We start from the raw sequence: 25,958 nt of genomic DNA, 5'->3' as shown, positions 1-25,958 counted from the left end.
GTTATGTAAATCATTGCTCCTCATCTACCAGCGATAACTGACGGACATTTTGATATTTCTACCTTCTTGTGGCACACCTAATGCCGAGAAATATTCTCGATTAAAGGCATTAGTGAGTACCAATGCAGCTTGAATATCTTTATTTTTTTGAGATTGATAACTGATTGAGAAATCGTGAATGCTATAGCCCGGATATTGAGCAATAAGCTCTTGCATTCGATTTGTTGTTTTACCTTTTACGTGAGGTGCTCTTCCTTTATGCGTGCCTTTATTTTCTGTTGCACTGGCAAATTTTCCTGACCATCCTAAGGAGAGAGGAGTTTTAGCAATAGGAAGTTGAATGAAGGTTGTGAATACTTCAGGGCGAACAGGCGAAATAGTTTCATTCGTAGTTAATTCAAGGGTTTGAGTGCGGTTATAACCGAACCCAATAGAAATTAATGGATGTGAATAGCGTAAGCCGAGATCAACACCCTCGATAAGTGCTTGAGGAATATTAATGGCTTGCAGATGAAGTTTTTTCGTTAATACACGAGCATCCCAAATATCATACGTAATATAGTCTATCGCTTTCGTATCAAAATAAGCTGCATTCAGAGAAAATTCATCATCAGATGCTAATAGATGTGAAAAAGTCAGTTTTCCACCATATTCCCAAGTACGATTTTTTTCAGGGCTAAGATTAGGATTAGGTATCCAAAATCCTTTTGCAGTACGACCAAAAATAGCGGGTATTTCAAAATGAAGAGAGTCGTTAAACATTTCATTTAGCGTTGGTACTCTCATATTGGTTGAATATGAGGTATAGAGCTGTAACCATTGTGTTGGTGTAAAGGTTAGTGCAATATTTTTACTAATATCGCTTTCACTTGTTTGATGAAAATCGGGTTTATGCTGTTTAAAATCCTCTAAAAGCGAATTTAGCTCACTTTGAGGTTTATTTTTATAATAGTGATAACGTAAACCTGTTGTTAATGCTAAAGGTAAATGTGGTGTTGATAGCTGGCTTTCTATCCAACCAGCAACATAAACCATTTTTGCGAGAGGAAAGTTTTTTGCCGCTTGATTAGAAACCATTTTTTGTTGATAAGCTTCTGAACCTAAAATGATTTTTTGATTTAATTTATCTGAATAGGAAAATTGAGAGCTATTCTCAAATTTTAGCCCATAAGTTAATTGTGTCCGATCTTCATTTCTACCTATTTTCCCTTGTTGGTTTTTTCTACGTTGATAATCAGAAAGGGAAGTATCGGTTAAGAATATTTGATTAATATTGAATTGTGAATAATACAAGTGACTGGTTAAATTAACCCAACTTTGTGTTTCAGGCTCGTAATGATAAGTGACAGAATAATTTTTCTGTTCAGATTTGCGTTCAACTTGGTTACTTTCATTCTTACCAAATCCGCCCATGCGATGTAAAACTTCTCGCTGAGTGCCTTTATTCTCATAATGTCGTGCTGAAAAAATGAAAGTTTGGTTTTCAGTTGGGTAAAGATAAGCTTTAGCAAAAAAGTTGTTAATATGTTCGTGGTTTTCGAGTTTATCACCATTCGCTAAGCGAATAGGGCCGCGTTGGCGCTGACTGTAAGCAAATAAACCTTCGGCAATATCGTGTCGCCCTGCAATAATCCCCCCATAAGTGAAGTGCTTATCTGCGGATGAAAGCGAGGTAAATAATTTAGCACTGAGTTTTTCATCTATTTTCAATAAGCTGCGAGGATCAAGCGTTTGAAACGAAACAACACCGCCCATTGCCCCATTACCGTGTAATACAGGGGATGAACCATGTTTTATATCAATGCGTTTCACTAATGAAGGATCAAGAAAAATACCACCTAAGTTGTTGATAGTATTTTCTAAAGGTTGCTCGATACCATCGACTAAGATCTTAACGCCTTTTTGGTCGTAGCCACGCATAAGGATGTTTGCGCCATTCGTAACACCTGTTCCTGATAGGGTTGCACCAGCCACTTTATTTAGCATTTCACCAGTAGTTGATGCGGTTTGTGCTTGAGGTGTCGAACTATCAAGAATGGAATGAAAATCGTGATTTGTTTTATCAATGGAATGACCGACAACTGTAAGAGAGTCCATCTCTGTATTGTCTGATTGTGCAGAGGCAATAGGGGTGTACAGCAAACAAAGAGCTGTTGCTATACCTGAATATTTGAAATGTTTTTTCAGCATACACATACCATAAATGTCCATAAAAAATCCTTGTATATGGAGTTATTTAGCTGGCTGCCTAGCTGAGGAGGTAGGTGGCTTGCAAGTTATTGTCAAAAATGATTATTTAGTCAGGATTAATTTTCCCGCCTTTGTTTGGCGCAGTTGATACAACTCTCCGTTATGTTGAATGTAAACCACGCCATCTTTACCCAATAACTCAATGCTATTGATTGATTGAATTATTGAAGAATGAGAATTCTGTTTAGTTAAAGAACTATCCAAATTATTAGCTTTTTTATTCATAATACACTAAGAGTAATAAGCGTTATCATTATGATAATCATTATCGTTAACAAAAGTGTTTAGACAAGCTTTTTTTAACGTAAACAGATAAATTTAAGTCATATTGTGAATAACTAAACGCTATACGATGAAAATTAAAACAATGGAATAAAAGAGACTTATATTTTTCTCAAAATATAACGCCAATAGGGGGGAGTTTAGATGAAAGTAGAAGAAAGAATAAAAGGGGTAAAAATTACCCCTTAATAAATAAGCTTATTGAAATCGACTCTCAATGGCTTGTGCTAATAATTCAAGAAGTTGTTCTGTATCATTCCAACTTAAACAAGGATCAGTGATCGATTGTCCATAATTAAGCGGTTTATTTTGTACGACTTTTTGTGAGCCTTCTTGTAAAAAGCTCTCAGCCATCACACCTACAATCGCTTGTGAGCCATCTTTAATTTGCTGACCAACATTTCTGGCTACTTCTAATTGGCGACGATGAATTTTTTCACAGTTGCCATGACTAAAATCGATAATAAGATACTCTGGTAAATCCACTTGCTTTAGTGCATCAACCGCATCAGCGATATCGCTTGCGTGATAATTCGGCTTTTTACCTCCACGCATAATAATATGACCATAAGGATTACCACTGGTTTGGTAAATCGTCATACGGCCATTTTTATCAGGTGATAAGAAAGTATGACCTACACGAGAAGCGCGAATAGCATCAATGGCAATACGAGTATTACCATCAGTGCCATTTTTAAAACCCACAGGGCAAGAGAGTGCTGAAGCCATTTCACGATGAACTTGGCTTTCAGTTGTTCTTGCACCAATAGCCCCCCAACTAATTAAATCAGCAATATATTGGCCTGTGACCATATCGAGAAATTCAGTTGCAGTGGGCAAACCTAACGCATTTATTTCAATTAGTAGCTTTCTCGCAAGGCGAATACCTTCGTTGACATTGCATGAGTTATCAAGGAAAGGATCAGAGATTAAGCCTTTCCAGCCAATGACTGTACGTGGCTTTTCAAAGTAGGTTCTCATGACAATTTCTAAGCGCTCATGATAACGTTCTTTTAGCTGATTAAGCTTAGTCGCGTACTCTTTGGCGGCTTTAGGATCATGAATAGAGCAAGGCCCTACAATCACTAATAGTCGTTTGTCTTCGCCAGTAAGGATCGCTTCAATTCGTTTACGTGCTGATGTGATATTTTGGATTATCTCATCAGAAATGGGGAACTCTTTTGCTAAGGTTTCTGGTGTTACCAGACTGTCTAGCACCTTAGTCCGTAGTTCGTCTGTCTTTAACATAATTCATCTCAATAAATATACAGGGTAAATCTACCCAGTGATTAAGATCACAATAAACGAAATTCAGCTAATTTCAACAGCGTTCACAGAGAAAAACGAATAAAAAAGTCACCAGAAAGAGTTAAAACATTCTTCTCGCTAAACCCATAGAATCAATTACCTTGGTTGAAATTTCTTCAACAGAATAATTCGTGGTGTTGAGATAAGGAATATTGTTTTTTCTAAAAAGGGCTTCCACTTCAGCTAATTCAATTCTGCATTGGCGAATCGAGGCATAACGGCTATTTTCGCGACGTTCACCTCGAATAGCAGCAAGACGTTCTGGCGCAATGGTTAAGCCAAATAATTTATGTTGATACTCTTTTAATTCAGCGGGAAGTTTTAAGAAATCCATATCATCCGCAGTAAAAGGATAGTTGGCGGCTTGAATACCAAATTGCATTGCCAAATAGAGGCTGGTGGGCGTTTTTCCACAACGAGAAACACCAATTAAGATCACTTGAGCTTGGTCGAGATTTCGTAATGATATGCCATCATCATGGGAAAGGGTGTATTCGATTGCAGCAATACGAGCATCGTATTTACTAAGGTTTTTTTCGGTTAATCCATGAGTTTTGTTTAATTTTGGCGATGCTTGAATGCCCACTTCTTTTTCAAGTGGTATTACGAGGGATTGCACAATATCCTGACAAAAACCTTCACTGCTATTTATTATCTGTTTAACTTCAGGGCTGATAATAGAATAAAAGACAAGAGGCTTAGCACCACTCTTTTTATAAATTTCGGAGATTTTCTGTTTTATTTCTTCAGCTCTTTCCACAGTAGAAACAAAAGGTAATGTATAACTTTTCATTTTTAATGGAAATTGAGAAAGTACCGCATGGCCTAATACTTCTGCTGTAATCGCTGTACCATCAGAGATAAAAAAGACTGTTCTATCAATGGGTTCATTATTATCACAATTAATAGAATTCAAGCTTAATATCATAACGCTCACCTTTTTTTAGCTGAATTAGCAAATCAAACAATATTATCTAAAGCATTTTTAGTGATTATAAAGGATAAAAAAATAAAGTTTTCTGGTTGATCGATTCACCTTTCTATATTCAGCATCACATTGTGATACGCTTATTTACGTTGTCGTTTTGACAGCGGGTTTTTCTTTTTTTCTCTCTCTCATAATTGTTTAAAAAAGGATTGTTCTCAATGTCCAGCAATAGCCTCACCCCGTGCAATGTGCTTTGGTATAACCAATTAGGTATGAATGACGTTGATCGTGTTGGTGGGAAAAATGCTTCCCTCGGTGAAATGATCACAAACCTAGCGGAACTGGGTGTTTCTGTTCCTAATGGGTTTGCTACCACAGCGCAAGCGTTTAATGATTTTCTGGAACAGAGCGGTATCAATCAGCGTATTTATGAATTACTTGATAGCGTTGATGTTGATGATGTTAATCAACTGGCTCAAGCAGGTAATCAAATTCGCCAGTGGGTAATTGATACACCTTTTACGCCTCAGTTTGAAAAAGATATTCGCGATGCTTATCTCACATTAAGTGAAGGTGAATCTGAAGCTTCATTTGCCGTTCGTTCATCTGCGACTGCAGAAGATATGCCTGATGCTTCTTTTGCCGGTCAACAAGAGACGTTTTTAAACGTTCAAGGTATTGATGCCATACTCGTTGCAATCAAACACGTATTTGCCTCGTTATTTAACGATCGCGCAATCTCTTATCGTGTTCACCAAGGTTATGATCACCGTGGTGTTGCATTATCTGCGGGTGTTCAACGTATGGTACGTTCTGATCTTGCTTCTTCAGGTGTGATGTTTACCATCGATACTGAATCTGGCTTTGATCAAGTTGTCTTTATTACATCAGCTTATGGTTTAGGTGAAATGGTTGTACAGGGTGCTGTTAACCCAGATGAGTTTTATGTACACAAGCCAACTTTAGCAAAAGGTCTACCTTCTATTGTGCGTCGTAATCTTGGATCTAAAAAGATCCAAATGGTTTACGCAGACAGTGTTGAACATGGTAAACAAGTCCGTATCGAAGATACGCCAGAGTCACTGCGCAATCGTTTCTCTTTGACTGATCATGAAGTTCAAGAGCTGGCTAAACAAGCTGTATTGATTGAACGCCACTATGGTCGTCCAATGGATATCGAATGGGCTAAAGATGGACATAATGGTCGTTTATACATCGTTCAGGCTCGCCCAGAAACAGTTCGTTCTAACCAACAAGTTATGGAGCGCTATCAATTAAATGAAAGTGGCTCTGTTATTATTGAAGGCCGTGCTATTGGTCATCGTATTGGTACGGGTGCCGTCAAAGTTATCCATAACTTAAGTGAAATGGATAGAATTGAAGCGGGTGATGTGCTGGTTACTGACATGACAGACCCAGATTGGGAACCTATCATGAAGAAAGCTTCTGCGATTGTAACTAATCGTGGTGGTAGAACTTGTCACGCAGCTATTATTGCTCGTGAATTAGGTATTCCAGCTGTTGTAGGTTGTGGTGATGCAACAGAATGTATTGCTGAAGGACAAGTTGTAACTGTTTCTTGTGCTGAAGGTGATACAGGATTTGTTTACGATGGAAAACTGGATTTCTCTATTCAGAGCTCCGCAATCGATAATATGCCTGAATTAGGGCTCAAAATCATGATGAACGTCGGCAATCCTGATCGTGCATTCGATTTTGCAGGCTTACCAAATGATGGTGTCGGTCTTGCACGTTTGGAATTTATTATTAACCGCATGATTGGTGTGCATCCTCGAGCATTACTAGAGTATGACGACCAAACTGAAGCACTGAAAGCTGAAATCAATGAAATGATGGCAGGCTATGAATCTCCAGTTGAGTATTACATTAGTAAGTTAACGGAAGGGATTGCAACATTAGCAGCGGCATTCTGGCCTAAACGCGTTATTGTCCGCTTATCTGACTTTAAATCTAATGAATACGCCAACTTAGTGGGTGGCGATCGTTATGAGCCAGATGAAGAAAACCCAATGTTAGGATTCCGTGGTGCGGGTCGTTATGTTTCTGACGATTTCCGTCGCTGTTTCTCGCTTGAGTGTGAGGCGGTAAAACGTGTTCGTAATGATATGGGTTTAGAAAACGTTGAAGTTATGATCCCATTTGTTCGTACTGTACGCCAAGCTGAAGAAGTTATTGACGAATTAGCGGCAAATGGTTTGAAACGTGGTGAGAATGGCTTAAAAGTCATTATGATGTGTGAAATTCCATCAAATGCCTTATTAGCTGATAAATTCTTAGAACACTTTGATGGTTTCTCTATCGGCTCTAACGATATGACCCAATTAACATTAGGTCTTGACCGAGATTCAGGTGTGGTTTCTGCACTGTTTGATGAACGCAATGATGCAGTGAAAGCATTGTTATCAATGGCTATCCAAGCCGCTAAACGTAATGGAAAATATGTGGGTATTTGTGGTCAGGGACCTTCTGATCATGAAGATTTCGCACAATGGCTAATGGAAGAGGGAATTGATAGTTTATCTTTAAACCCAGATACTGTAATTAAAACTTGGGTAAAATTAGCACAATAGAATTAATATCATCGCTATAAATAAAAGCTCACAATATAATGTGAGCTTTTTTTATACAATTATTAAATAATAGGCAAAAAAAAAGCCTATCATGGGCTGACAGGCAAAGACTACACACAGCAATATTTTATATTCTTTAATCTCGCCAATTAATCTATTAATATGAAAGGCGAAATTATTAATTCGATGAAACATTTGTTTCGTTGATATTTATATTAAGAGAAATGCGTTAATTATGCTCTAAGAATTATCTCAATAAAAAGAATATAGGCTTATTTGAAAGTGAATATAACTTGCTGGTAACAAACAGGTTTAAAAAAATGTAATTTGTTTCAAATTGTAAGTTTTAATATAAAAATATAATGGTTTATTCCTAAATTGATAATCTTTATTAAACTTTGCTCTGTTATTTTTAGAGCATGTAAGTAGCTACACTTACATGCTCCATTATTATTTATTCTTTTTCGATAAAGTTTTTATTCATAAATTCTACTGTTTCAGTTAAATCAGGATTAGGTTTTGGTACTTCATTAATCCATGCATTTAATAAGCTATGTGCAACAGCAAGAACAACAGGACCAATAAATAACCCAATCATACCTAATGTTAAAATCCCACCAATAACACCAGTAAGAATTAATACCATAGGCAAATCAGCGCCCATCTTGATTAAATAAGGTCGTAATACACCATCCATTGTCGCAACCGCGCCACCCCAAATCACCATAACAATGCCCCAAGTGGTATCACCTGTCCAAAATAGCCATAAAATGGAAGGGATCAATACTAATAAAGGACCTATTTGAGCAAGGCAGCAAATAAACATAATAACGGTTAATACAGTAGCATAAGGTACGCCAGACACTGCGAGACCGATACCACCAACAATCGCTTGAATTAAGGCGGTTAAAACCACGCCTAATGCGACAGCGCGAATAGACATGGATGCAAGTAAGATTGCAGCATCACCACGCTGACCAGCTAAACGAATGGCAAAATGGCGTAACCAAGATACGACATTTTCGCCTTGTAAAAACAGTAAGCCAGAAAATAACAACATCACACCCAAATGTAAGGCAAATCGACCAATATTTAATGCTTGAGCAAAAAACCAGTTTGCAGCTTGTCCGACATAAGGTTGGATTTTTGAGATTAACGCGTTACCGCCAGAGACAAGGATAGAATGCCATGTATCATAAAGCTTGCTCCCTATCATTGGGATATCGTTAAGCCATAATAGTTGAGGTGGCTGAATACTCGAAGGTGATTTTGCTAATTCTATTAAAGGCGCACTATTATCAATAACACTACTAATTAATAAGATAATAGGGATAACGAAGATCAGTAATATCAAAATCATCATTATCATAGTTGATAGCCAACGATATTTTACCCGTTTTTCAATAATAAGAAGTAAAGGCCACGTTGCAACAACAATCATTCCAGCCCAAATGAAACCCACAATAAAGGGATTTAGTATCCAAAAACTGGCGATAATAAAAAAAGAAATAAAAAGAACTGTGAATAAAACTTTGGGTATATCTGTATGGATCTGCGGTTTTTCCATGGTTTTAAATCCCTACACGAATAAAAATGCTAGAAGCAGATGAATAAACATTGCAAATATCACGTTGTTTATATCACTACGCAATTTGCCAGAATTGTATGATAAGGTGAACAGGTATCGGTCTGAAAGTACAAAATGAGGCAAAGTACCTCTTAGCATACATTTCAACATCTAAAATTAAGCAATGTGGACTATTAGATTAAAGAGCTATAACAAATGATCCCACGTATATCGCAAGCACCGCAAGTCAGTGAACTCACAACAGAATTTCTTGATACTCTTCTAAAAAACGGTTTCACCGGTGATATCTCCAGCAGTTACGCTGACAGACTCACTATGGCAACAGATAATAGTATTTACCAGTTATTGCCACAGGCTGTTGTTTTTCCTCGCTCAACAGCTGATGTAACTATTATTGCTCGCTTAGTTGATGAACCTCGATTTCATTCACTCTCTCTGACTCCTAGAGGGGGCGGTACAGGCACCAATGGCCAAGCATTAACGGATGGTATTGTGGTTGATTTATCTCGCTATATGAAGCGTATTATCGAGATAAATCCGCAGGAGCGTTGGGTAAAAGTGGAAGCAGGGGTAATAAAAGATGAGTTAAACCTCTTTTTAAAACCTTATGGCTTTTTTTTCGCACCAGAGCTATCTACCAGTAATCGCGCTACATTAGGTGGAATGATTAACACTGATGCCTCAGGGCAAGGTTCAATGGTTTATGGTAAAACCTCTGATCACGTTCTTGGTGTTAGAGCAGTTTTGCTAGGTGGTGAACTACTTGAAACACGAGCTATGGATACGGCACTAGCCGAAAATATTGCCCAAGAAAGTTCAGCAATGGGTAAAGTTTATCGTACCGTTTTATCTCGTTGCAAAGAACAACGAAAGCTTATTCTTGAAAAATTCCCTAAGTTAAATCGCTTTTTAACAGGGTATGATTTGCGTCATGTCTTTAGTGATGATATGAAACGATTTGATTTAACGAGAATTTTAACTGGCTCTGAAGGAACACTCGCTTTTATTACTGAAGCGACACTGGATATCACGCCAATTCCCAAACAGCGCAGTTTAGTCAATGTAAAATACGATTCGTTTGACTCAGCATTACGCAATGCGCCTTTTTTAGTTAAAGCGAATGCACTTTCTGTTGAAACGGTTGATTCAAAAGTATTAAATCTCGCCCGTGAAGATATCGTGTGGCACTCCGTGAAAGAGCTGATCACAGATATACCCGATAAAGATATGCAAGGACTTAATATTGTTGAATTTGCGGGTGATGATGAAAATCTTATTGCTTCACAAGTTGCATCATTATGCCAGCGCTTAGATTCATTAATGAAAGAAGGTCAGGGCGGTGTTATCGGTTATCAAGTCTGTGAAGATTTGGCGGACATTAACCGTATTTATGCCATGCGTAAAAAAGCGGTTGGTTTATTAGGTAACGCCAAAGGACAAGCAAAGCCAATTCCTTTTGTAGAAGATACCTGTGTGCCACCAGAACATCTTGCTGATTATATTACCGAATTTAGAGCATTACTTGATAGTCATCAGCTCAATTATGGCATGTTTGGACATGTTGATGCCGGTGTGTTGCACGTAAGACCTGCTCTTGATATGTGTGATCCACAACAAGAATTATTGATGAAATCTATCTCAGACGACATTGTCACGTTAACAGCCAAATATGGTGGGTTACTCTGGGGTGAACATGGAAAAGGCTTTAGAGCGCAATACAGCCCCGAATTTTTCGGTGAAACGCTTTATCATGAACTGCGTCAAATCAAAACGGTGTTCGATCCTCGAAATAGACTGAATCCTGGGAAGATATGTCCTCCATTAGAGGTCGATGAACCCATGAAGCAAGTTGACACCATCAAGCGAGGCACTTTTGATCGCACAATCCCTTTGTCTGTGCGTCAAGATTTCAAAGGTGCACTGGATTGTAATGGTAATGGGCTTTGCTTTAACTTTGATGCCAAAAGTCCAATGTGTCCTTCAATGAAAATCAGCGGACAACGCATTCATTCACCTAAAGGACGAGCCGCACTTGTAAGAGAGTGGTTACGCTTATTAACAGAGCAAGGCGTTAGCCCAAAACAACTTGAATCTAGCCTTGAAAATAATAAACCTAGTTTAAGAGGTTTAATTGAGAAAACACGTAATACATGGAAAGCCAAACGTGGCGAATATGACTTTTCTCATGAAGTGAAAGCGGCTATGAATGGTTGCTTGGCTTGTAAAGCCTGTTCAACGCAATGCCCGATTAAAATTGATGTGCCATCGTTTCGTTCTAAGTTTACTGAACTTTATCACCAGCGTTATTTGCGCCCGTTAAAAGATCATATTGTCGCGAATGTTGAATTAACAACGCCGATTATGGCGAAAGCCCCCGGGTTCTTTAACTTTTTTATGAAGCAACCGTTGGTGCAATCATTAAGTAAACACACGATAGGAATGGTTGATTTACCTTTATTGTCATCACCTACATTAAAACAGCAATTGGCTGGGCACAAAGCGTTAGATATGACGCTAGAAGACTTAGAGCGTTTATCTGAAAAGCAACGAAGTCATCATGTACTGGTGGTGCAAGATCCGTTTACCAGCTATTACGATGCAAAAGTGGTTGCCGATTTTATCAAACTAATTGAAAAAATTGGATTTAAACCTGTTTTGCTGCCATTTTCGCCTAATGGGAAAGCGCAGCATATTAAAGGTTTTTTACAGCAATTTAGTAAAACGGCACAAAAAACGTCAACCATGCTTAATCGTGTTGCAAAATTAGATATTCCAATGGTGGGAGTTGATCCTGCATTAGTGCTTTGTTATCGCGATGAATATCGTGAAATACTGGGTGATAAGCGTGGGGATTTTAATGTTCAACTTGTTCATGAATGGCTAAGTAAATTAGTATCTGAGCCAATAGCAGTTCGCGATGATGCTGAAAAATGGTATCTTTTTGGGCACTGTACAGAAGTGACGGCGCTACCACAAAGTATGAAACAGTGGCAGTCTATTTTCCAACGTTATGGGCAGCAACTCGAATTTGTGAGCACTGGATGTTGTGGAATGGCAGGTACTTATGGACATGAGCTAAATAATTATGAAAACTCGTTGGGTATTTATCAACTCTCATGGGGTAATGCATTAAAAACATTACCAACAATGCGTTGTTTAAGCACCGGTTACTCTTGTCGTAGTCAAGTGAAACGTATTGATAATATTGAGCTAAAACACCCACTACAGGCACTTTTGGAGATTATGCCATGATATGGAAACGTGAAACGACAATTGAGTATCTTAATCATATTGGACAAAACAATATGATGAGCCATTTGGGCATTGAGTTAACATGTATTGGTGATGATTATCTTGAAGGAACAATGCCTGTTGATCACCGAACTAAGCAACCTTTAGGGCTTTTACATGGTGGTGCTTCTGTTGTTTTAGCTGAAACATTGGGCTCTGTTGCGGGTTATCTTTGTACTGAAGGTGAACAAAAAATTGTCGGGCTAGAAATCAATGCGAATCATATTCGTTCAGCGAGAGAAGGCAAGGTAAGAGGTGTATGCAAACCGATTCATTTAGGACGTTCACACCAAGTCTGGTCAATAGAAATCTTTGATGATGAAGATCGTCAAGTGTGTATTTCTAGATTAACGACATCTGTTATTTCTTAAAGAATAAAAAAGACAAACGCACAGAGTGAAATACTCGCTTTGTGCGTTTTTTGTGTTTATAGATAATGTCAAAAAAATAAAAATAGAGAGAGAAAATAGAATTACTTCTTTATTTAGATTTTATTTTTAATGATAATCATTATCTTCATAATAAAAGATAAGACGATCAATAATGTTTACTATTTCTAAATTTAACACCACAGTATTATTAATTGCAGGTTTATTAATCAGTGGGTGCGATAATAATTCTACCACTGAAACGAGTAATGATATAAGTCATATTCCGGTACAAACTGTTTCTGGTTTTAATATGGCTTATCCCACTTCGTTTTCCATGAGCAGAGAAGATACTGAAAATTATTTTAAATCATTACCAGATAATATTCAGGATGTCACAACGGAAATGATGGTTTATAAATCAGAACCTATTTGTGATTTAACAGAAGTTCGTCTGGTTTATTTTAAAATGATCGATGCAATGAGTTACGATGTAGATGCAGGGGCGCAAGGTATTGTAGATAATATCGCCATCATAGATGGCATGAATGAAATATCTACATCGATAAAACCATTAACTATTCCAAATGTGGAAAGTCGACATGTCTTTTTTGAAGGGAAATATGCAAAAGAGAACGTGAGTTATGAAGGTATTTTAGCGGCTGATCTTAAAACGAATCGAGTATGGCAATTGCAATTGATCAGCAACTTCAATAGCCAATCGGACAAACAAAAAAACAGCCAAATTCTTGAATGTACAAACAAATATATTCAAACCATCACTATTAATAAATAACATCAAAGAGCACACAAACCAATAAGAGGCCATCATATAAGTGGTGCTATCTTATTCCTCATCAAAAGCATAAAAATGAATGTGAATAGGCTCAATAAGTGAGATGTAAAAGCACATTTTTATGCTTTTTTCTCTAAATTTCAGTGATAACATATAAAGTGTATTTATTTTGCAACTTATGTGCGTATTGTGCGAAATATAAGAAAAATTAAAAGTTTTATTTTTTAGAATGAAAAAATATAAAAGTGTTATATTACATTGCGTTAACATGTATTGTTAACAAAATGAGTGCAAAAAAAGAACAAAAAATACACATTTACGGAATATCCTTTCAAAAGACATGGTTGAAGTGATAAGGGTTATCATTACCATTAGTGTCAGGAAAGATATCAATCTCCTTTCGAAATGAGGTCAGAAATGACAAACAACGTTGAAACTTTTTCTCTTAATGACACAGCTTGGCAAGGCATTGTATTAACAGATAATGCGGCGAAGCATATCTGCCATTTGGTTGAGAAAAACCCTGAAAAACAAGGGCTTTCCTTAAGTATCAAACCCTCCGGTTGTACAGGGTATGGTTATGTTATTGAACTCGCTACTGCCCCAAATGATGATGATCTTGTTTATGAACATAATGGTGCAAAACTCTTTGTTTCATTAAAAGCAATGCCATTTATCGATGGGTTGGTTGTTGATTATGTTCGTGAAGGACTTAATCAAATGTTTAAATTTAATAATCCTAAAGCTCAAAACGTCTGCGGATGTGGTGAGAGCTTCGGGGTATAACATAGTGAAGTCAGATTATGTCTCAGAGCAATGTTGAAATTGGTGATGAAGTTCAGGGATGGCTAAGCGATCACCACTATAAAGAAGGTTTTTATACCGATATCTCAACCGACACCTTAGAAAAAGGATTAAATGAAGCGGTTGTACGTGCAATATCGGCAAAAAGAAACGAACCAGAGTGGATGCTGGAATTTCGTTTAGATGCTTATCGCCATTGGTTAGAAATGGAAGAGCCACATTGGCTAAAAGCAGATTATCCATCGCTTAATTATCAAGATTATAGCTATTACTCAGCACCATCTTGTAGTTCATGTTGTGCTAACGGTAGTTGTGCTGGTGGCACAAATGAAGCTGTTACGAGCGATAAACAAGCTGCGCAGGATTATTTAACCAAAGAAGTTGAAGATGCCTTTAACCAACTTGGAGTGCCTGTAAGAGAAGGGCAAGCCGTTGCTGTTGATGCTATTTTTGACTCTGTTTCTGTTTCAACAACATATCGTGAAGAGCTTGCTGAACATGGCATTATTTTTTGTTCATTTAGCGAGGCTATTCAAGAATACCCTGATTTAGTGCGCCAATATTTAGGCACCGTTGTCTCAAGCCATGATAATTACTTTGCTGCGCTGAATGCTGCGGTCGCATCTGATGGTACCTTTGTCTATATTCCCAAAGGGGTTCGTTGCCCAATGGAGTTATCGACTTATTTCCGTATTAATGCGGCTCAAACTGGTCAATTCGAACGAACAATTCTGGTTGCTGATGAAGGCAGTTATGTTAGTTATATCGAAGGTTGTTCAGCACCTGTTCGTGATAGCTATCAGCTTCATGCTGCTGTGGTTGAAGTCATTATCCATAAAGATGCTGAAGTAAAATATTCTACTGTGCAAAACTGGTTCTCTGGTGGCGACAGTGAAGGCGGTATCCTTAACTTTGTGACTAAGCGCGCTATTTGTGAAGGCGAAAACGCAAAAATGTCATGGACGCAATCAGAGACAGGATCTGCAATCACATGGAAATACCCAAGTGTGATTTTAAAAGGGGATAATTCTACCGCTGAATTTTTCTCGGTTGCTTTAACGAATGGCAACCAACAAGCAGATACGGGGACTAAGATGATCCATATCGGCAAAAATACCAAATCAACCATTATCTCTAAAGGTATTTCTGCGGGTAAAAGTCAAAACAGTTACCGTGGGCTCGTAAAAGTACTTCCTGGAGCACAAAATGCTCGTAACTTTACCCAGTGTGACTCCATGTTAATTGGTACACAGTGCGGTGCGCATACTTTCCCTTATGTTGAGGTAATGAACAACTCAGCACAGCTTGAGCACGAAGCGACAACGTCACGTATTGGTGAAGATCAGTTGTTCTATTGTCGCCAGCGTGGATTAAGTGAAGATGATGCAATCTCAATGATTGTAAACGGATTTTGTAAAGATGTGTTCTCAGAATTACCGCTGGAATTTGCTGTGGAAGCACAAAAATTATTAGCAATCAGCTTAGAGCATAGCGTCGGTTAACTATTAACCAAATTCTGAGTATAAAGATACCGAAGGCATATATTATGTTAGATATTAGAAATTTACATGTCAGTGTTGAAGGCAACGAGATCCTCAAAGGATTAGATTTGCAGGTTCGTGCAGGTGAAGTTCACGCAATTATGGGACCAAATGGCTCAGGTAAAAGTACGCTATCTGCAACGCTTGCTGGTCGTGATGAATATGAAGTTGATGAAGGTTCGATTACCTTTAAAAATAAAGATTTATTGGAATTAGAACCGGAAGATCGCGCAGGTGAAGGCATCTTTATGGCATTTCAATATCCTGTTGAAATACCCGGTGTCAGCAATCAGTTTTTCTTACAATCTTCTGTAAATGCAGTGAGAGAATATCGTGGTCAAGAGCCGTTAGATCGCTTTGATTTTGAAGATTTTATTGAAGATAAAATCAAATTACTGGATATGCCACAAGATTTGTTAACACGCTCTGTCAACGTGGGATTTTCTGGTGGTGAGAAAAAACGTAACGATATTTTGCAAATGGCTGCGTTAGAGCCTGAATTATGTATTTTAGATGAAACAGACTCGGGTCTTGATATCGACGCATTAAAAATCGTTTCTAATGGTGTTAATAGTTTACGTGATGGTAAACGTGCCTTCATCGTTGTAACACACTACCAACGTATTCTTGATTATATTAAACCTGATTTTGTGCATGTGCTTTATCAGGGGAAAATCATTAAATCAGGTGATTTTTCATTGGCGCAAAAATTGGAGGAACAAGGTTATGGCTGGCTTATTGACCCTCAATGAAAAGCGTGAAAAACAGCGCCAAGTTGAACTGCGTAATCAACAAGCATTAAAAATGTTTTCAGCGTTATATCATCAACGTAAAGGTGACGATAATCTCAACGCTCGCAATCATTGGTTGCAAGTTGAGAAAGTAGGTTTCCCTACTTACCGCCATGAAGATTGGCATTATACGCCATTAGAAGAAACACTAAGCCAGTGCTATCAACAGTTGCCACCTTTTGATGTACAAAGTTTAATGGCTAAACATGCATTATCTTTTGATTGCTACCGTATTGTTATGGTGAATGGCACATTTTCACCGATAGAAAGTAGTAAAGATTTTGGTCCTTATCAAGTTACTTTACTTGATAATCAAAGTGAATTACCTAAAGCGGTAAATGGTGAAATCTTCCTGCATTTAGTTGAAAGTTTAGCGCCACATCCATTGCTTATTACCCTGAAAAACGGTGTTATTGCGGATAAGCCACTCTATATCCTCAATATTACTCAAGGTGATCAAAGCACAGAGGTAAATAGTGCAAATTATCGTTTTCACCTTGATGTCGGTGCGAATACTCAGATGCAAGTGGTAGAACACTATATCAGCAGTGATAGTGAAAACCGTCATTTTACAGGTGCAAGATTAACCGCAACGATTGGCGATAATGCCTCTTTTAACCATATCAAATTAAGTTTTGAAAATGGAGTAAGTCAGCATTTTGCCCATAACGATCTGACGATAGGCCGCGATGCTCGTGTCAACAGTTACGCTTTCTTATTAGGCGCTAAACTTAGTCGTCATCACACGAGTTCTGCACTAAAGGGTGAAAATACAGAGCTTTCAATGAATAGCGTTGTATTACCTAAAGCTGGAGAGATTGCGGATACTCGTACATGGCTAGTTCATGGCGAGAAAAATTGCCAGAGTCGTCAACTGCATAAAAGTATTGCGATGGATGCAGGGAAAGCCGTATTTAACGGTATGATCACGGTGACACCTCAAGCATTAAAAACAGATGGTCAAATGACTAATAACAATCTGTTGTTGGGTGAAAAAGCGCAAATCGATACCAAACCACAACTTGAAATCTATGCCGATGATGTGAAATGTAGTCATGGTGCTACTGTGGGACGAATTGATGATGAGCAGCTGTTTTATCTGCGTTCACGAGGTATTTCCTTAAGTGACGCACGTAAAATGATCATCCATGCATTTGCGGCTGAATTAACTGAATCGCTAGAAAATAGTGTGATCAAAGCGCAGGTATTAGAAAGAATTAATCAGCGCTTATTAGAGGTATAAAATAAGGCATTATGACGCATTCCATTGAAAAAGCGCGAGATGATTTTCCAATTCTTTCACAGCAAGTGAAAGGAAAACCACTGGTTTATCTCGACAGTGCCGCAAGTGCTCAGAAACCGGCTTGCGTCATTGAACATGAAAAACAATTTGCCTTAACACAATATGCCGCGGTTCATCGCGGCATTCATACATTAAGTGCAAATGCGACAACGTTAGTTGAAAATGTCCGTAAAAAAGCCTGTGATTTTTTAGGTGCCAATAGCGAAGAAGAGATAATTTTTGTTAAAGGAACAACCGAAGGGATCAACCTTATAGCGAACGTTTATAGCCAACGATTTTTAAATGATGGTGACAATATCATCATCACTGAAATGGAACATCACGCAAATATTGTTCCATGGTATATGTTGGCAAAACAGTATGGCTTTAATGTTCGTGTGTTACCGCTATTACAAGACGGTACACTCGATTTGTCTCAATTACCCCATTTAATCGATGAACGAACTAAATTACTCAGTCTCACACATCAATCAAATGTATTGGGCACAGTGAATCCAGTCGCTCAAATTATTGGTGATGCTCGTCAATATGCTATTGAACAAGGTGGTGAATTACATATATTGGTTGATGGTGCTCAAAGTGCAATGCATCAAACAATTAATGTTTCACAACTTGATTGCGATTTTTTTGTTTGTAGTGGACATAAGCTTTATGGACCTACTGGTATTGGCGTATTGTATGGCAAGAAAGCAATACTGGATGAATTACCGCCGTGGGAAGGCGGTGGTGCAATGATAAAGCATGTTCATATAAATGGTGATATTACTTACGCTGATGCGCCTTGGCGTTTTGAAGCAGGGACACCCAATATTATGGGGATGATTGGCTTAGGTGCAGCATTAGATTATCTTTCAAATTTAGGCATGAATAATATTGCGGAATATGAAAATAGTATAATGAAGTACGCACAAGAGCAGCTACAAAAAGTAAAATCATTAACGCTGTATGGCAATGATTCTCGCCAAGGAGTGATAGCGTTTAATTTAGGCAAACACCATGCTTATGATGTTGGGGCATTTCTTGATAATTATGGTATTGCTATTCGTACAGGGCATCATTGTGCGATGCCAATTATGGATTATTATCAAGTTCCTGCGATGTGTCGCGCATCTCTTGGGTTGTATACCAATAAAAACGATATAGATGCACTGGTTAATGCGCTATTGCGTGTCGAAATGCTATTAGGTTAAAGATTAAAATAAAGAGGTTATTCATGGCAGTTGCTAATTTGCCAGATGAAGCAAAATTATTACGCAATTTTTCTCGTTGTCAGGATTGGGAGCAACGTTACCTTTATATGATGGAGTTAGGTGAGCGTCTTCCTGTTTTAACAGATGAACAACGTATTTCAGCTAACTTTATTGAAGGTTGCCAAAGCCAAGTTTGGATCGCTGTTTCTCTTAATGAGAGTAAACAGTTAGTGTTGGCTGGCGATAGTGATGCAGGTATTGTAAAAGGCCTCGTTGCCTTAGTGATTATCTTATTTCAAGGTAAAACTATCGAACAAGCATTAGAGACAGATATCAAACATTACTTTTCATCATTAGCACTAGAAAGCCACTTAACACCTTCTCGTACGCAAGGTTTGCATGCGATGGTTACGACACTTATTAAGCGTTTTTCAGAATACGCTGTAGCATAAATGTTACCTGATCCCGCATTAATGTTCTAAACTGACTTATTATATGAAAGCATAACAATGATAATGTTATCATCATAATAGTCAGTTTATTTTATTTCTAACACACGGGATAAACGATGAAAAAATGGTTAACTCTCTTAGGGGTATCGCTGTTAGGGATGAGTAGTCACTTATCTTACGCGACAGAATATCTACTACCTGCTGATGGCCAGCGTATTATTGGTGAAAATTTTTCATATATAGTTCCCGATGATAAACGCTCATTAGAGGCTATTGCGTCCGAATACCAAGTGGGATTGCTCAATATGATGGAAGCGAATCCTGGTATTGATCCTCTTTTGCCTGATGCAGGTAAAACTTTAACAATCCCATTGCAGATGATTTTGCCTGATACTCTACATAAAGGTATTGTTATCAACCTTGCTGAATTACGCCTTTATTATTATCCAAAAGAGGGAGGAACTGTTGATGTTTACCCGATTGGTATTGGTCAATTAGGGCGAGAAACACCGGAGATGGTGACATCGATTTCTCAATTAATTAAAGATCCCACTTGGACACCAACGGCGAATATTCGCAAAAATTATGCGGCTAAAGGGATCACGCTACCAGCTGTCGTTCCTGCTGGTCCTGAAAACCCAATGGGGGCATATGCCTTAAGATTGGCACATAGTCGAGGTGAATACCTTATTCATGGTACTAATGCTGATTTTGGTATTGGCTTAAGAGTGAGTTCAGGTTGTATTCGTTTACGCCCAAATGATATTGAGACCTTATTCAACGTGGTGCCTAAAGGTAGCCGAGTCCAGGTTATCAATAAACCGATTAAATTTACTGAAACTGCAGACGGCAGACAGTTTATTGAAGTTCATCAACCACTATCACGTAATGAAGATGACGATCCGCAAACCATGCCTCTTACATTTACAAAGCAATTTAATGCTTGGTATGAAAGTGGCAAGGTTAATAAAGATAAAGCAGATGCAGAGCTGATTCGACGTTCGGGTATACCTGTTGATGTGACAGCATATTAATCTTTATAAAATATAATGAGCTAAAAAAACAAAGCCCTAACAATGTTAGGGCTTTGTGATTAATGCTTACCTAAAGCTGTTTTCAGCTTATCGGTGAGTCAAATTACTTTTTATAAGTAGTGACTTGGTTATCTAAACGCTGATTTGCACGAGCTGCTTCGTCGTAAGCTGATTTAGCTTCAGCGCGAGCAGATTGTACATCACCACTTAGTTGCTGAACTTGAGTATTCAGGCGGCTTACATCAGAAGAGATTTGATCTAATTGTGCATTATTACTAGAAGAACAACCTGCTAATAAGCCTGAAGCCAGAATTACCGCACCTAGTACAAGTTTCGCTTTCATAGTTACAACCTCTATTATTAGTTTGTGTAAAGGAACAAGTAGCATTTATATGAAACCATTAATAAGTATGGCACACATATAGGAAAATGCTGGATTTATTCGTAATAAGTGTATCTTGCGTTTCCTATAACAATAGGAAAAATAACACTTATATTGTAAATTTTCAGCACAATAAATGCGTGTTTTCTCACAAAAGTTCATTATTAGTAAAAATCCTAATCATTAAAAAGTGATTTAATGACTAAAAATCACACAATTTGACATTGGTGATTTACTCGTAACCTGATTGATTAATAGACATAAATAGATAAAAAAAGAGATAGAAACAGGAATGGAAAGTAATCTAAAAAGGAATAGTGGAAAATGGGAAAGAGAAAATTTTTTGGAAACACATAAAGAAAACGCCACTCAATGAGTGGCGTTTGACGTATTCGCGTTGTATAAAATTACAGAACGTGAACAGATGAAGTATTTGTAGTACCGCTATCAACCAGTGCACCGGTAACCATAACAACACGCTCACCAGCATGCGCTAAACCACTTGCTAATGCAGCTTCTTTACCGATACGGTAGAAGTCGTCAGTAGAAGAGATTTCTTTAACTAATTGAGTGGTTACACCTTTAACTAGCAGTAACTGACGAGCTGTTTCTTCGTTGTTTGTTAATGCTAAGATTGGTGCTGTTGGGAAATATTTACGGATAGAACGAGCTGATTTACCACCGAAAGTTGCAACAACAATCAGAGGTGCATCTAAGTTTTCAGCCATTTCAACCGCACCGCGACAAACTGCTTCAGTTACGCGTAATTTTGCAGCTGTTTGTTTGTAATCAAGACGAGATTGCATGATACGATCTGTACGATCACAGATAGTTGCCATGATAGTCACAGCTTCTACTGGGTATTTACCTTTCGCACTTTCGCCTGACAACATAACAGCATCAGTACCATCTAAGATAGCATTCGCAACGTCACCCGCTTCAGCACGAGTAGGGCGTGGGTTTTTGATCATTGAATCTAACATTTGCGTTGCAGTGATAACCACTTTACGCGCAGCGTTACATTTTTCGATCATCATTTTTTGTGCGAAGATAACTTCTTCAACTGGGATCTCAACACCTAAGTCGCCACGAGCAACCATGATACCGTCAGATGCTTCTAAGATCTCATCAAAATTGTTTAAACCTTCTTGGTTTTCAATTTTTGAGATGATCATGATGTTTTCGCCGCCGTGCGCATTTAAGTGAGCACGCATTTCCTCAACGTCAGAACGTTTACGAATAAATGATGCAGCAACGAAATCAACGCCTTGCTCGCAACCAAAGATAAGATCTTGTTTATCTTTTTCAGCTAATGCAGGTAAACCGATAGAAACGCCAGGTAAGTTAACACCTTTGTTTTCACCTAAGTCACCGTTGTTTAAAACTTCACAAACAACTTCTTTATCAGTTACAGCAGTGACTTTCATGCCGATAAGACCATCATCAACTAAAACGGTGTTACCAACAGTTAAGTCTTTAGCGAAACCTTCGTAAGTTACAGCAACGCGGTCTTTGTTACCCACAACAGTTTTGTCTGTAGTGAAAGTGAATGTTTGACCAGCAACTAAAGCGACATCATTACCACCTTCTAATTTGATGGTACGGATTTCTGGGCCTTTAGTATCTAATAAGATAGCGGCTTTTTTGCCTGTTTTAGCGCAAACATTACGCAGATTTTTGATACGGTTGCCATGCTCTTCATAGTCACCGTGAGAGAAGTTTAGACGCATAACGTTCATGCCTGCGTCCAGTAATTGATTCAGTTTTTCTTCAGATTCGGTTTTTGGTCCGATGGTGCAAACAATTTTTGTCTTTTTCATGGCAGTCTATTTAATGGTTGTATTGTAATGGATGAATAAGGATTAATGTCGCCGTTTTCTATTAACAGTATCAACGGTGCAAAACAGGGTGTACAAACTCATCTCTCATAGATAAGTTGCGCAACATGTTAATGGTTCAGCAACATCATAAAAATCTTGTCACTATTTTGTATCAAAGGTTGGCAGACATCTTACATTATAGTCTATCACGATTCATTTGTTCTGTTTTCTAAAGATGCCCGTAAATCAATACGCTGAAACCTTTCAACAAAATTATGTTTCGTATTATAGAGGTTAATTTCTATGAAGAAAATCGAAAAAAGGTAAATTTAAGTGATGTGATCAAAATACGGAGCTGACTGCTTGTTTTTTAAACACTTTGTTGCGCAATAAAATATTGCAAGCTAGATTAATTATTTTGTAGGGTAGGTAAGAAGAATAAAAATAAGAAAATAGAGAAAGAGAAATGGTGCGTCCAAGTGGACTCGAACCACCGACCCCCACCATGTCAAGGTGGTGCTCTAACCAACTGAGCTATGGACGCACTGTATTGAGATGTTATCGAAAAATAAATGGTGCGTCCAAGTGGACTCGAACCACCGACCCCCACCATGTCAAGGTGGTGCTCTAACCAACTGAGCTATGGACGCATTATCTATTAGGTGACAACGGGGACGAATATTAACGAGATGATTCGATTCTGGCAAGAGGAAAAACACAAATTTATATTCAACTGCTCGTATTTAAAGCTATTTGTTGATATTTGTGTCATTCCTTTGCCTAAATAACCGTTTCTGTTTAACGCTCTGAGCGTAATAGTACCACTTCATCAGATTGGCGTTGTATCCACCAAATGCGGGAACCCATCATAATTGCTGAGGCAGTTAAACCTAAAATAAAGCCAATCCAGAAACCAGCAGGTCCCATCGCTTCAACAAAGTAATTAGTACGCCCTAATATATAACCAGAAGGTAGCCCAATTACCCAGTAGGCAATAAAGGTAATAAAGAAGATAGAACGAGTATCTTTATAACCTCGTAATACACCTGAGCCAATAACTTGCACAGAATCTGATAACTGATAAAGCGCAGCGAATAACATAAGATGGGAAGCTAACGTCACCACTTCAATATTATCGTTATACATTAACGCGATTTTTTCTCTGAAGATAATAGAGAAAATCGCGGTACAACTTGCTAACATTAGCCCAACAGCAAGTGCTGTAATGGCTGAAATACGCGCTTGCTCTGTAGAGCGTTGCCCTAAGTTATGACCGACACGGATTGTTGCTGCTATTCCCAATGAAAGAGGGAACATAAACATTAGTGAGCTAAAGTTAAGTGCTATCTGATGACTGGCAACCGCAGTAACACCTAAAGGTGAAACTAATAATGCAACAACGGCAAATAGTGTTACCTCAAAGAATAAGGCTAAGCCAACAGGTAATCCTAAAAATGTAATACGTTTTATCGTGTGGAAATCAGGACTGACTAAACGTTTCTTTGGCATAACATCACGTTGTGTCGGTGCTCGACGCACGTAATAACGCATCATTAAGAACATCGCCCAGAAAACAGAAGCCGTTGCAACACCACAACCAATACCCCCTAATTGTGGTGCGCCAAATTTACCGTAAATAAAGGCGTAGTTGACAGGGATATTAATTAATAGGCCAACAAAACCAATTATCATGCCAGGTTTTGTTTTAGATAATCCCTCACATTGACTTCTCAGTACCTGATAGTAAAGGCAACCAGGTGCACCCCACATAATGGCATGAATAAATCCAATGGCCTTTTCGGCTAATTCGGGTTCTATATCATGTTGCGCTTCAATAATAAAACGGCTGTTATAAAGAATAGCAATTACCATGATTGATAAGAAAGTGGCGAGCCAAAAACCTTGCTGCGTACGATTAGCAATGTGTTTTCGTTGTCCTGAACCATTTAATTGAGCAACGATTGGGGTTAATGCCATTAATATACCTTGGCCTAATAAAATCGTTGGTAACCAAATAGACGTACCTACTGCCACCGCCGACATTTCTGTGGCATTTACAGCACCCGCCATGACAGTATCAACGACACCCATTGCTGTCTGGGAAAATTGCGCGATGATAACGGGGATACCGAGAGCAAGTAAGCTACGCGCTTCTCTTATGTACTTCTGCACGCATACACCTTTATTTATTATAAGAAAACGAAAGGAAAGGAAGAGAACAAACGTCGTATTGTTAAAATGACGTAAAGAGATCCTCAAGACCGCTTATTCTAATGATAAAAGTTTAATTAGCAACGAAAGAAGTTTAGCTTTTCAAGCACAGGATTTTGATAATTTATTAGGTGTTTTTACGCTATATTTAACGGCAATCATCGACAAGGAATAAATACGATAATTGTTCCTTTGTATTAATACGAGCTATGTTATCCTTAATAGCATAAGCCTAAATTGAGTTTACCAGTTTATCGATCCAAGGAGATGTAAGATGTTTACAGGTATTGTTCAGGGAAAAGGGCGGGTTATTGCTATCGAAGATAAAGGCGATTTTCGTACCCATATCATTGAATTACCCAAAGAGTTAGTCGGCAATTTAGAAACAGGTGCTTCTGTTGCAAATAATGGTTGCTGTTTAACGGTCACTAAAATTGAAGGTACACATATTAGCTTTGATCTAGTGAAAGAGACATTACGTTTAACTAACCTTGGTGAATTAAAAGTCGGTTCTGAAGTGAATATTGAACGTGCGGCTAAATACGGTGATGAAATAGGCGGGCATGTGATGTCTGGTCATATTGTCACAACTGCCGAAGTTGCCAAAATTATAACATCAGAAAATAATTTACAAATTTGGTTTCGTATCTTTGATAAAGCATTAATGAAGTATATTTTACACAAAGGTTTTATTGGTATTGATGGAATAAGCCTAACTGTGGGCGATGTGGTTAATAACCGTTTTTGTGTCCATTTAATTCCTGAAACGCGCGATAGAACGACATTAGGTCGCAAACGCCTTGGTGATAAAGTCAATATTGAACTTGATCCTCAAACTCAAGCGATTGTTGATACAGTAGAGCGCGTTATGGCGCAACAAGCACAGCAACAAGCTTTATTAGCAGCACAACAAAATGAAAATGAAGAACAAGCTTCACATAATTAATAATTAATGTTGTTGCTCTTAAAAGATAATCAAAGAAAAAGCCAGTTTATCAATCAAACTGGCTTTTCTCTTTTTATAAAAA

The 25,958-nt window shown here is 38.1% G+C and carries 20 protein-coding genes and 2 tRNA genes; 12 read left to right on the top strand and 10 right to left on the bottom strand.

All coding sequences use genetic code 11. The annotated features are described in order from the left end of the window. Positions 1-24: 24 nt before the first annotated feature. The 4 genes from AB4J89_RS05155 to AB4J89_RS05140 all read right to left on the bottom strand — a co-directional run bounded on the left by AB4J89_RS05155 (position 25) and on the right by AB4J89_RS05140 (position 4,768). Positions 25-2,211, bottom strand: coding sequence for a TonB-dependent receptor (locus AB4J89_RS05155; RefSeq protein WP_368468347.1), 2,187 nt, complete (start codon positions 2,209-2,211; stop codon positions 25-27). A gap of 81 nt (positions 2,212-2,292) precedes the next feature. Next, on the bottom strand, positions 2,293-2,475 hold the full coding sequence (gene hemP / locus AB4J89_RS05150) for a hemin uptake protein HemP (RefSeq protein ID WP_088495769.1): 183 nt from the start codon (positions 2,473-2,475) through the stop codon (positions 2,293-2,295). 255 nt (positions 2,476-2,730) lie between these two features. Beyond that, positions 2,731-3,780 (bottom strand): 3-deoxy-7-phosphoheptulonate synthase, encoded by a 1,050-nt coding sequence (locus tag AB4J89_RS05145; RefSeq protein ID WP_368468345.1) that lies wholly within the window; start codon positions 3,778-3,780, stop codon positions 2,731-2,733. Between the two features lie 121 nt (positions 3,781-3,901). Beyond that, entirely contained in the window at positions 3,902-4,768 is an 867-nt protein-coding gene (locus tag AB4J89_RS05140; protein ID WP_088495767.1) for a pyruvate, water dikinase regulatory protein, read from the bottom strand. Positions 4,769-4,986: 218 nt separating this feature from the next. Here AB4J89_RS05140 and ppsA point away from each other — a divergent pair, with 218 nt between their 5' ends. After that, positions 4,987-7,359 carry a phosphoenolpyruvate synthase gene (gene ppsA, locus AB4J89_RS05135; protein ID WP_088495766.1) on the top strand — a complete coding sequence of 791 codons (2,373 nt, stop codon included), beginning with the start codon at positions 4,987-4,989 and terminating at the stop codon, positions 7,357-7,359. Between the two features lie 454 nt (positions 7,360-7,813). Here ppsA and ydiK read toward each other — a convergent pair whose 3' ends face one another. Further along, a complete protein-coding gene (gene ydiK / locus AB4J89_RS05130; RefSeq protein WP_088495765.1) occupies positions 7,814-8,926 on the bottom strand; it encodes an AI-2E family transporter YdiK in 1,113 nt (370 codons plus the stop codon). Positions 8,927-9,142: 216 nt separating this feature from the next. On the opposite strand from ydiK, the gene AB4J89_RS05125 reads away from it, so the two are divergent. The 10 genes from AB4J89_RS05125 to AB4J89_RS05080 all read left to right on the top strand — a co-directional run bounded on the left by AB4J89_RS05125 (position 9,143) and on the right by AB4J89_RS05080 (position 20,517). After that, the gene (locus AB4J89_RS05125) at positions 9,143-12,199 is read left to right on the top strand and encodes an FAD-binding and (Fe-S)-binding domain-containing protein (RefSeq protein ID WP_368468342.1); all 3,057 of its coding nucleotides are present in this window, start codon (positions 9,143-9,145) and stop codon (positions 12,197-12,199) included. Next, positions 12,196-12,609, top strand: a complete 414-nt coding sequence (gene menI, locus AB4J89_RS05120; protein WP_088495763.1) for a 1,4-dihydroxy-2-naphthoyl-CoA hydrolase — start codon at positions 12,196-12,198, stop codon at positions 12,607-12,609. Before AB4J89_RS05125 ends, menI begins: the two co-directional genes overlap by 4 nt. 172 nt (positions 12,610-12,781) lie before the next feature. Then, positions 12,782-13,402 (top strand): hypothetical protein, encoded by a 621-nt coding sequence (locus AB4J89_RS05115; protein WP_088495762.1) that lies wholly within the window; start codon positions 12,782-12,784, stop codon positions 13,400-13,402. Positions 13,403-13,819: 417 nt separating this feature from the next. After that, a complete protein-coding gene (gene sufA / locus AB4J89_RS05110; RefSeq protein ID WP_036913225.1) occupies positions 13,820-14,188 on the top strand; it encodes a Fe-S cluster assembly scaffold SufA in 369 nt (122 codons plus the stop codon). Between the two features lie 17 nt (positions 14,189-14,205). Next, on the top strand, positions 14,206-15,708 hold the full coding sequence (sufB, locus tag AB4J89_RS05105; RefSeq protein ID WP_075673222.1) for a Fe-S cluster assembly protein SufB: 1,503 nt from the start codon (positions 14,206-14,208) through the stop codon (positions 15,706-15,708). A gap of 44 nt (positions 15,709-15,752) precedes the next feature. Beyond that, the gene (gene sufC / locus AB4J89_RS05100) at positions 15,753-16,499 is read left to right on the top strand and encodes a Fe-S cluster assembly ATPase SufC (RefSeq protein ID WP_368468339.1); all 747 of its coding nucleotides are present in this window, start codon (positions 15,753-15,755) and stop codon (positions 16,497-16,499) included. Then, positions 16,474-17,781, top strand: coding sequence for a Fe-S cluster assembly protein SufD (sufD, locus tag AB4J89_RS05095; protein WP_088495760.1), 1,308 nt, complete (start codon positions 16,474-16,476; stop codon positions 17,779-17,781). Before sufC ends, sufD begins: the two co-directional genes overlap by 26 nt. 11 nt (positions 17,782-17,792) lie before the next feature. Beyond that, positions 17,793-19,031 (top strand): cysteine desulfurase SufS, encoded by a 1,239-nt coding sequence (gene sufS, locus AB4J89_RS05090; RefSeq protein ID WP_193775169.1) that lies wholly within the window; start codon positions 17,793-17,795, stop codon positions 19,029-19,031. A gap of 23 nt (positions 19,032-19,054) precedes the next feature. Further along, positions 19,055-19,483 (top strand): cysteine desulfuration protein SufE, encoded by a 429-nt coding sequence (sufE, locus tag AB4J89_RS05085; protein ID WP_088495758.1) that lies wholly within the window; start codon positions 19,055-19,057, stop codon positions 19,481-19,483. 116 nt (positions 19,484-19,599) lie between these two features. Then, positions 19,600-20,517, top strand: a complete 918-nt coding sequence (locus AB4J89_RS05080) for a L,D-transpeptidase family protein (RefSeq protein WP_088495757.1) — start codon at positions 19,600-19,602, stop codon at positions 20,515-20,517. 103 nt (positions 20,518-20,620) lie between these two features. On the opposite strand, the gene AB4J89_RS05075 is transcribed toward AB4J89_RS05080, so the two are convergent. The 5 genes from AB4J89_RS05075 to AB4J89_RS05055 all read right to left on the bottom strand — a co-directional run bounded on the left by AB4J89_RS05075 (position 20,621) and on the right by AB4J89_RS05055 (position 24,891). Further along, entirely contained in the window at positions 20,621-20,860 is a 240-nt protein-coding gene (locus tag AB4J89_RS05075; RefSeq protein ID WP_036913221.1) for an Lpp/OprI family alanine-zipper lipoprotein, read from the bottom strand. 446 nt (positions 20,861-21,306) lie between these two features. Beyond that, on the bottom strand, positions 21,307-22,719 hold the full coding sequence (pykF, locus tag AB4J89_RS05070) for a pyruvate kinase PykF (RefSeq protein ID WP_194952369.1): 1,413 nt from the start codon (positions 22,717-22,719) through the stop codon (positions 21,307-21,309). Positions 22,720-23,186: 467 nt separating this feature from the next. Continuing rightward, positions 23,187-23,263 (bottom strand) — tRNA-Val (locus AB4J89_RS05065). A 29-nt stretch (positions 23,264-23,292) separates the two neighbouring features. Continuing rightward, positions 23,293-23,369: transfer RNA gene (locus AB4J89_RS05060), tRNA-Val, on the bottom strand. A gap of 148 nt (positions 23,370-23,517) precedes the next feature. Continuing rightward, entirely contained in the window at positions 23,518-24,891 is a 1,374-nt protein-coding gene (locus tag AB4J89_RS05055) for an MATE family efflux transporter (protein WP_102949515.1), read from the bottom strand. Positions 24,892-25,204: 313 nt separating this feature from the next. Here AB4J89_RS05055 and AB4J89_RS05050 point away from each other — a divergent pair, with 313 nt between their 5' ends. Then, entirely contained in the window at positions 25,205-25,876 is a 672-nt protein-coding gene (locus AB4J89_RS05050) for a riboflavin synthase subunit alpha (protein WP_194952370.1), read from the top strand. The last annotated feature ends 82 nt before the right edge of the window (positions 25,877-25,958 follow it).

The sequence above is a fragment of the Proteus sp. STS61-E genome (genome assembly GCF_040932335.1).
Taxonomy (GTDB): Bacteria; Pseudomonadota; Gammaproteobacteria; order Enterobacterales; family Enterobacteriaceae; genus Proteus; species Proteus mirabilis_B.
The sequence above is the reverse complement of the archived record's forward strand: the minus strand, read 5'-3'. Positions and strand labels throughout refer to the sequence as shown.

Coding starts and splice junctions, on each gene's coding strand:
- sufB (WP_075673222.1), top strand. CDS start 14,206: ATGTCTCAGAGCAATGTTGAAATTGGTGATGAAGTTCAGGGATGGCTA.
- AB4J89_RS05155 (WP_368468347.1), bottom strand. CDS start 2,211: ATGGACATTTATGGTATGTGTATGCTGAAAAAACATTTCAAATATTCA.
- ydiK (WP_088495765.1), bottom strand. CDS start 8,926: ATGGAAAAACCGCAGATCCATACAGATATACCCAAAGTTTTATTCACA.
- sufC (WP_368468339.1), top strand. CDS start 15,753: ATGTTAGATATTAGAAATTTACATGTCAGTGTTGAAGGCAACGAGATC.
- sufA (WP_036913225.1), top strand. CDS start 13,820: ATGACAAACAACGTTGAAACTTTTTCTCTTAATGACACAGCTTGGCAA.
- sufE (WP_088495758.1), top strand. CDS start 19,055: ATGGCAGTTGCTAATTTGCCAGATGAAGCAAAATTATTACGCAATTTT.
- AB4J89_RS05145 (WP_368468345.1), bottom strand. CDS start 3,780: ATGTTAAAGACAGACGAACTACGGACTAAGGTGCTAGACAGTCTGGTA.
- AB4J89_RS05050 (WP_194952370.1), top strand. CDS start 25,205: ATGTTTACAGGTATTGTTCAGGGAAAAGGGCGGGTTATTGCTATCGAA.
- hemP (WP_088495769.1), bottom strand. CDS start 2,475: ATGAATAAAAAAGCTAATAATTTGGATAGTTCTTTAACTAAACAGAAT.
- pykF (WP_194952369.1), bottom strand. CDS start 22,719: ATGAAAAAGACAAAAATTGTTTGCACCATCGGACCAAAAACCGAATCT.
- menI (WP_088495763.1), top strand. CDS start 12,196: ATGATATGGAAACGTGAAACGACAATTGAGTATCTTAATCATATTGGA.
- AB4J89_RS05080 (WP_088495757.1), top strand. CDS start 19,600: ATGAAAAAATGGTTAACTCTCTTAGGGGTATCGCTGTTAGGGATGAGT.
- ppsA (WP_088495766.1), top strand. CDS start 4,987: ATGTCCAGCAATAGCCTCACCCCGTGCAATGTGCTTTGGTATAACCAA.
- sufD (WP_088495760.1), top strand. CDS start 16,474: ATGGCTGGCTTATTGACCCTCAATGAAAAGCGTGAAAAACAGCGCCAA.
- AB4J89_RS05125 (WP_368468342.1), top strand. CDS start 9,143: ATGATCCCACGTATATCGCAAGCACCGCAAGTCAGTGAACTCACAACA.
- AB4J89_RS05115 (WP_088495762.1), top strand. CDS start 12,782: ATGTTTACTATTTCTAAATTTAACACCACAGTATTATTAATTGCAGGT.
- AB4J89_RS05075 (WP_036913221.1), bottom strand. CDS start 20,860: ATGAAAGCGAAACTTGTACTAGGTGCGGTAATTCTGGCTTCAGGCTTA.
- sufS (WP_193775169.1), top strand. CDS start 17,793: ATGACGCATTCCATTGAAAAAGCGCGAGATGATTTTCCAATTCTTTCA.
- AB4J89_RS05140 (WP_088495767.1), bottom strand. CDS start 4,768: ATGATATTAAGCTTGAATTCTATTAATTGTGATAATAATGAACCCATT.